The organism is Kitasatospora sp. NPDC056181 (assembly GCF_042266225.1).
In the GTDB taxonomy this organism is placed as follows: domain Bacteria; phylum Actinomycetota; class Actinomycetes; order Streptomycetales; family Streptomycetaceae; genus Kitasatospora.
Genome location: NZ_JBHJUK010000261.1, coordinates 1 through 6,854, shown reverse-complemented (window position 1 = coordinate 6,854; position 6,854 = coordinate 1). Strand labels below are relative to the sequence as shown.

Below are 6,854 nucleotides of genomic sequence, written 5' to 3'. Positions count from 1 at the left end.
CGTCCGACGTTTCAAACTCTAGCCCATCCCCGCTCCGAGAAGCGAATCCGGCCGCAATCCATATAAACGGACACGCCGAATAAGACCCGAGCCGCGTTGCCGAAAAAGGCAAAGCACGACCCAGCCCGAACCGGGAAGTGGTGTTTCCAGGGATTGGCCGCTCCGGGACCGTCCGCGCCGATGCGTGTCCGGTGCTCCCTGCCGAGCGACTGGGCGACAGTACTCCTGTTTCACGCCCGAAACAAATTGCCCCGTCCCGACCGCGCAGGCGTACCCCCTGCCACCCCCTCCCCGCCGCGCGAGGAGGCCGCCCGCGCCGCCCGCCGGGTCAGTCCGGCGCCGTCGGAGCAACCGGCGGAACAGCCGTCGGAGCAACCGGCGGGACAGCCGTCGGACCGGCCTCCGGCACGGCCGCCCGCACGGCCACCGGCGACGAGCCGCCGGGCACCAGCAGGTGCGGCGCCCCGCTGCCGTCCGCCGGCACGCTCCAGACGTCGCTGCCCTTCCCGTCCTGGCCCGGCAGCGCGTAGCCGAGTGTCCCCCCGTCGAGCCAGGCCGCCTGGTCGTCCACGCTGCGCGACTCGGCCAGCGGGTACTCGCGCATGTTTGCCAGTTCCAGGACGTGGAGCCGCCAGGGCGCCGCCGGGTCGGCCGAGACCTTCTTCTTGAAGGCGATCCGGGTACCGTCCGGCGAGAGCGAGGGGCACTCCACGTTCTCCCGCAGCGTGCGGGCCGACCACGCCCGGAGGTCGCCCTCGACCAGGTGGGTCCGGCCGCCGGTCGAGACGGTGGCGTAGAAGCGGTTGTCGTCGTCGGCGAAGTTGACGCCCCAGTAGTTGACGTCGGCGGCGTGGTAGCGGGTGCCGTCGACGGTCAGCGGGATGGACTCGACCGACTTGACCAGGTAGCCGGTGCGCAGGTCCAGGATCGACGTCCGGGTGGAGAAGGTGCCGGCCGCGTAGGAGTCCCCCACCGCGAAGGTGGTCCAGGAGAGCAGGTGCCCCGAGGCCGACACCCGGGCCCGGTTCGGGATGCCGGGGACGATCACCGTCTGGAGCTCGGTGAACCGCCGGTCGTACACCACCGCCTGGGTGCGGGCCGGGGCGCCGGGCAGCGCCCGCAGGCACAGGGCCCGGTCCCCCGCGGCATAGAAGCGGATGCAGGACGGGCCGTCCGGCGCCCCGGGGCTGCGGGCGACCCGGCCGGTGGCGGTGTCCCGGTAGTACAGCCCGGGTTCGTCCAGGGTGAACGAGCTCTCCGCGGCCACGAGCCGCTGGCCGCCGCCGCGCTGCCGGGCGTGCAGCACGTACCCCAGCGAACCGCCCAGCAGCACCAGGGCGGCGGCGATCAGCACCACCGAACGCGCCTTCACGAGGACTCCCTTTCCGGCAGGATCCGCCATGCGGCGGCGAGTGCGGCGGCCAGCGCGAGTGCGGCCACCGTCAGGGCCGGGCGCGGCCCCCACCACGTCCAGGCCGCGCCGAAGCCGGCCGCACCGACCAGCCGGGCCAGCGCCTGGCCGGTCTGCAGGACGGCGAGCCCGCCCGCCCGGCCGTCGGGCGGCAGCACCGGCCCGGCGAGCGCCATCAGCACACCGTCCGTGGCGGCGTAGAAGACGCCCAGGAGGACCAGGACGAGTACGGCGGCCGGCCATCCCGGCGGGGCGGTCAGGGTGAGGTAGGCCGCGAGCAGCGCCCCGTGCCCGCAGAGGAACGGCGTGCGCCGCCCGGTCCGGTCCGCGATCCGGCCCGCCGGTACCGCCAGCAGCAGGTAGCAGGCCGCAGCGCCGAGCGGCAGCAGCGGGAAGAGCAGGGGTGGCAGGTCCAGGCCGCGTTGGAGCAGCAGGTAGAGGAAGGAATCGCCGATCGTCGCGGCACCCAGCAGTGCGGCGGCCGTGACGATCCGCCGGAACACCGGATCTCCGAGGGCCCTGCTCCGCCTCCTACCGGCCGGCCTCGGCCCGGCGGCCGCCACCGCCGCCACCCCCGCCGTCCCCGGCCCGGCCGGGACGAACAGCACCAGCACCAGCACGCCGAACAGCCCGGTGGCGAAGCTGACCACGAAGACCGCGTCGTACGCGTCGGCCGTCGCCCACAGCACCACGAACGCGACCAGGGGTCCGAGCAGCGCCCCCGTGGTGTCCATCGCCCGGTGCACGCCGAACGCCCGGCCGAGCGCCTCCGGCGGTGCGCTGAGCGAGATCATCGCGTCCCGCGGCGCGGTCCGCACGCCCTTGCCGAGCCGGTCGGCGGCCAGCGCGGCGGCGATCCCTCCGGCCGCCCCGCCGGCCAGCAGCAGCCCGAGCCGCGAGAGCGCCGAGAGCAGGTAGCCGACCCCGGCGACGGTCCGGTGCCGGCCGCCGCCGCGGTCGGCGAGCCTGCCTCCGAGCAGCCGGACCACCGCCGTGGCGCCGTTGAACAGCCCGTCGAGGAAACCGAATTGCAGTGGTGAGAGGCCGAGCCCCAGCACCAGGTAGAGCGGCAGCACGGCGGTGACCATCTCCGAGGAGATGTCGGTGACCAGGCTGACCGCGCCGAGCGCGATGACCGTGCCTGGGACGCGCCGCCCCGGCCCTGCGGGGCGGGGCGACGCGTCCGGACGGCGGCCGGTGGTAGCCAGGTACATCATCAGTGGCAGCTGTACTTCGGACTGGCGTCCTTGACCTGGCCGTCCGTTCCGACGTAGCTCCAGCCGTAGCCGGAGTCGGTGAAGTCCAGCTTCAGCACGCCGTACTCGCCGCTGATCCGCTTCTGGCTGTTCGGCTGGACCTGCTCGATCGGGTACGGCTCGGCGCCGCCCATCCCGCCGACGATCTCGACGATCCCGTCCGCGGTGGCCTTCCCGTCCGGGTCCTGCGGGGCGAACCGCTCGTAGTGGTGGTCGTGCCCGTTCAGCACCAGGTCGGCCTTGGCGCCGTAGAGGATCTTCCACACCGGCCGGGAGACCGGGTCGTTGCCGTGCCCGCCCGAGGAGTACAGCGGGTGGTGCCAGTAGGCGGCGACGCACTTCTTCGCGTTGGCCGCGAGGTCGGCCTTGAGCCAGTCGATCTGGGCGCTCTGGTCGAAGGCGTTGGAGTCCAGGGCGACGAAGTGCCAGTTGCCCTCGTCGAAGCTGTACCAGCTCTTCCCCTGCGGGTAGGCGATGCTGCCGAAGTACGCCTTGTACCCGGCGAGCGACCCGGCCGGGTCGTAGGTCTCGTGGTTGCCCGGCACCGGGTGGGTCTTCGCCTTGAACGCCCCCCAGGTCTTGTCGTAGTAGTTGCGGAAGTCCGCCAACCTGGCGTCGTCGTACTGGTTGTCACCCATCGTCAGGTAGAACTTCGGGTTGATCTGCTGGGCCAGCGCGGCCGTCTTCGGGTGCGCGCAGCCGCTGTCCGAGGCGGTGCACTGCGCGGCGATGTCACCCGCGGCCACCACGGTGAACGCCCCGCCCGGCGTGGGTCCGGTCGGCGAGGGACCGGTCGGTGACGGTCCGGTCGGCGAGGGTCCGGTCGGCGAGGGGCTGCCGTCCGGCACCCCGTACACCTGCATCTCGAACAGCGAGTACCCGTACGACGTCCCGCGCGCCGTCCCGTACATCCGGACGTAGCGGCCGTGGCCGGCCAGCCCCGTCCATTCGTCCGTCCCGCCGTTCCCGGCCTTCTCCTCCGCCAGCGTCGTCCAGGTCACCCCGTCCGCCGACACCTCCACCCGGTACGCCTTCGCATAGGCGGACTCCCAACTGAGCTTCACCCGCGAGATTCTGACGCTCCCTCCGAGATCGACCCGCAGCCACTGCGGGTCCTTCCCCTCCTCACTCGCCCACCGCGTGGAGGCGTTCCCGTCGAACGCCTTCCCCGCCGCGTACGACGACCCCTCGGTGGACGAGGCCGTCGCGGCCTTGCCCTGGGAGACCAGCGGATCGGCCGCGGCTCCCGCCCGCCCGGACCACCCGAGCAACAGGCCGCCGAGCAACGCGAGCACGGCGGCGAAGATTCCGACACGAACAGGCCTTGCCGAGACACCCAGACGCATCCCTGGACTCCATGACCTTGAGAAACGGTGAGAGCTGGACTCCGGTCCGCACCGCACGAACTCACCGGGCAGCGGCGACCGCAACTGCGCGGCGGCCGGGTCAGAGCTCTCACTGAGCGCGTCACGCCCCATCCGGCACGGGCGCCGCGCCAAGCCGCCAGCCGACAGCGTAATAGAAAGTAAAGTTACCTACCAATAGTTGGGCGGCACCGAGTTCGCCCGTTTCCGGGCCCGGCGCACCACGAGGGTCGAGGCGGCGTCGGGCCGCTCCGCCGCGGCTGCCCCGACCGGCGGCCTCCCCGCACCCGCAGCGCCCGGACGAGGCGGCGACCACCCCCCGGGGCCGAACGGCGACCACCGCCGGGGCCGATCCGGCCGCAGTGATCGTTACTGCTTGACAGGGTGCGTAATACTGTAACGCGCACGGCCCGGGCGTCGTCGGAGCGGGCAGCGCCATCGGGGCCTCGCGGGTCCAGCGGGTCCCCTCTCCTCCCAGCTCGGAGCACGACATGCACCCCTTCCTCGACCAGCCGGGGCCGCTGGCCTTCGCACACCGGGGCGGCGACCTCGGCCACCCCGAGAACTCGCTCGCCGCCTTCGAGGCCGCCGTCGCCCTCGGGTACCGCTACCTCGAAACGGACGTGCACGCCACCCGCGACGGAGTGCTCGTGGCCTTCCACGACTCCCGCCTCGACCGGGTCACCGACCGCACCGGCGCCGTGGCCGAACTGCCCTGGGACGCCGTCAGGCAGGCCCGGATCGGCGGGACCGAGCCGGTGCCGCTGCTGGAGGACCTGCTCGACGCGTTCCCGGGGGCCCGCTTCAACGTCGACGTGAAGGCCGCGCCGGCCGTCGGGCCGCTGGTCGAGGCGGTCCGCCGGACCAACGCCTGGGACCGCGTCTGCGTCGGCGGCTTCTCCGACAGCCGCCTCGCCGCCGTCCGCGCCGCCGCCGGCCCCCGGCTCGCCACCTCGCTCGGCCCGCGCGAGGTGGCCCGGCTGCGGCTGCGCTCGCTGGCCGGGCCGCTGCTGCGGGGGCACGGGGCGCCGTTCGCCGGGGTCTGCGCGCAGGTGCCGGAGCGGCACCGCGGCGTGCGGGTCGTCGACCGGGCCTTCGTCCGTGCCGCCCACCGTCTCGGTCTGCAGGTCCACGTCTGGACGGTGGACGATCCCACCCGGATCAGGGCTCTCCTCGACCTGGGTGTGGATGGCATCATGGCCGATCGCATCGACGTCCTGCGCGACGTCCTCGGTGAGCGCGGCTGCTGGACCGACGGCAGCACCGGCTCCAGCACGAAGATGGGAGCCTCATGAACACCACGGCCCACCTGTCGGACCGTCTGCCGGACCATCCGGCGACCACCACCACCGACGGCCGCGCCCTGCGCCGGATGCAGTTCGGCTGGTACATCAACGACTGGGCCAACGCGGCCTTCTCGGCCACCGTCCTGACGGTGTTCCTCGGGCCGTACCTGACCTCGGTGGCCAAGAACGCCGCCGACGCGGCCGGCGACGTGCACCCGCTCGGCCTCACGATCCGCGCGGGGTCGTTCTTCCCCTACACGGTCTCCTTCTCCGTGCTGCTCTCGGTCGCGGTGATGCTGCTGACCGGGACGGTCGCGGACCGCACCGGGCGGCACAAGGAGCTGATGTGCGGCTCCGCCTACGTCGGCGCGGTCGCCACGATGGGCATGTTCCTCCTCGACGGCGACCGCTACCTGCTCGGCGGCGCGCTGCTGGTGGTCGCCAACATCGCGTACGCGGTGTCGGTCGCGCTCTCGTACGCCTACCTCCCGGGCCTGGCCGCCCCCGACGAGCGCGACGCCGTCTCCTCCAAGGGCTGGGCGTACGGGTACGCGGGCGGCGGCCTGCTGCTGATCGCCAACCTGGCGCTGTTCGAGGGCCATGACGCGCTCGGCCTGTCCTCCGGCACCGCCGTGCGCATCTGCCTGGCCTCGGCCGGCCTCTGGTGGGCGCTGTTCACGATCGTCCCGATGCTGCGGCTGCCCTCCCGGGCCGGCGTGGCCCCCGACCGTGCGGCGGCCGTGCCGGACCGGCCCGCCGCCGGCAGCCTGCGCGAACTCGCCCGCACCCTGCGCGGCATGCGCCAGTACCCGCTCACGCTGCTCTACCTGGGCGCCTTCCTCTGCTACAACGACGGCATCCAGACCGTCGTCTCCCAGGCCTCGCTCTACGGCAGCGAGGAGCTCGGCATGGACCAGACCTCGCTGGTCGTCGCCGTGCTCCTGGTCCAGATCGTCGCGATCGGCGGCGCGCTGCTCCTCGGCCGGATCGCCCGCCGGTACGGCGCCAAGCGGACCGTCCTCGGCTCCCTGGTCGGCTGGGTCGTCACGCTCGCCCTCGGGTACCTGATGCCCGCCCACCAGCCCGCCTGGTTCTTCGCCCTGGCCTGCATGATCGGCCTGGTGCTCGGCGGCAGCCAGGCGCTCTCCCGCTCGCTGTTCTCCCACCTCATCCCGGCCGGCCGGGAGGCCGAGTACTTCAGCGTCTACAAGGTCAGCGACCGCGGCACCAGCTGGATGGGCCCGCTGGTCTTCGGCCTCGCCTACCAGATCACCGGCAGCTACCGCTCGGCGATCATCTCGCTGCTGGTGTTCTTCGTGATCGGCTTCGTGGTGCTGGCGAAGGTCCCCGTCCGGCGCGCCATCGAGGCCGTCGGCAACCCCGTCCCCGAGCGGCTCTGACGGACCGGGAGGACCCGGCCGGGCCGGCCGGGCCGGCCCGGTGGGGGGCTCCCCAGGCCCCAGGGGGGGGCTGGTATAAACAAAAACGAGCCCACCCGACAGGTGACTGTCTCGTTTTGCGGCTTATGGTTGTGAGA

General features: G+C 73.0%; 5 protein-coding genes. 2 read left to right on the top strand and 3 right to left on the bottom strand.

Annotation, left to right across the window (positions count from 1 at the left end; all coding sequences use genetic code 11):
• Positions 1–328: 328 nt before the first annotated feature.
• The 3 genes from ACFC1F_RS42235 to ACFC1F_RS42225 are packed head-to-tail and all read right to left on the bottom strand — an operon-like array spanning position 329 to position 3,962.
• Positions 329–1,402 carry a hypothetical protein gene (locus tag ACFC1F_RS42235; protein ID WP_376167004.1) on the bottom strand — a complete coding sequence of 358 codons (1,074 nt, stop codon included), beginning with the start codon at positions 1,400–1,402 and terminating at the stop codon, positions 329–331.
• On the bottom strand, positions 1,369–2,625 hold the full coding sequence (locus ACFC1F_RS42230) for an MFS transporter (protein WP_376167006.1): 1,257 nt from the start codon (positions 2,623–2,625) through the stop codon (positions 1,369–1,371). Before ACFC1F_RS42230 ends, ACFC1F_RS42235 begins: the two co-directional genes overlap by 34 nt.
• A 2-nt stretch (positions 2,626–2,627) precedes the next feature.
• Complete coding sequence (locus tag ACFC1F_RS42225; protein WP_376167002.1) at positions 2,628–3,962, bottom strand: discoidin domain-containing protein; 1,335 nt, start codon at positions 3,960–3,962, stop codon at positions 2,628–2,630.
• A gap of 560 nt (positions 3,963–4,522) precedes the next feature.
• Between ACFC1F_RS42225 and ACFC1F_RS42220 the strand changes: the two genes are divergently transcribed.
• Positions 4,523–5,326: a glycerophosphodiester phosphodiesterase gene (locus ACFC1F_RS42220; protein WP_376167000.1), complete on the top strand. Its 804-nt coding sequence runs from the start codon at positions 4,523–4,525 to the stop codon at positions 5,324–5,326.
• On the top strand, positions 5,323–6,717 hold the full coding sequence (locus ACFC1F_RS42215; RefSeq protein WP_376166998.1) for an MFS transporter: 1,395 nt from the start codon (positions 5,323–5,325) through the stop codon (positions 6,715–6,717). The genes ACFC1F_RS42220 and ACFC1F_RS42215 overlap by 4 nt, the downstream gene beginning before the upstream one ends.
• The last annotated feature ends 137 nt before the right edge of the window (positions 6,718–6,854 follow it).

What these genes read in the sequence shown, in the direction of transcription:
- ACFC1F_RS42235 (WP_376167004.1), bottom strand. Translation starts at nt 1,402, where the DNA reads ATGGCGGATCCTGCCGGAAAGGGAGTCCTCGTGAAGGCGCGTTCGGTG.
- ACFC1F_RS42230 (WP_376167006.1), bottom strand. Translation starts at nt 2,625, where the DNA reads ATGTACCTGGCTACCACCGGCCGCCGTCCGGACGCGTCGCCCCGCCCC.
- ACFC1F_RS42220 (WP_376167000.1), top strand. Translation starts at nt 4,523, where the DNA reads ATGCACCCCTTCCTCGACCAGCCGGGGCCGCTGGCCTTCGCACACCGG.
- ACFC1F_RS42215 (WP_376166998.1), top strand. Translation starts at nt 5,323, where the DNA reads ATGAACACCACGGCCCACCTGTCGGACCGTCTGCCGGACCATCCGGCG.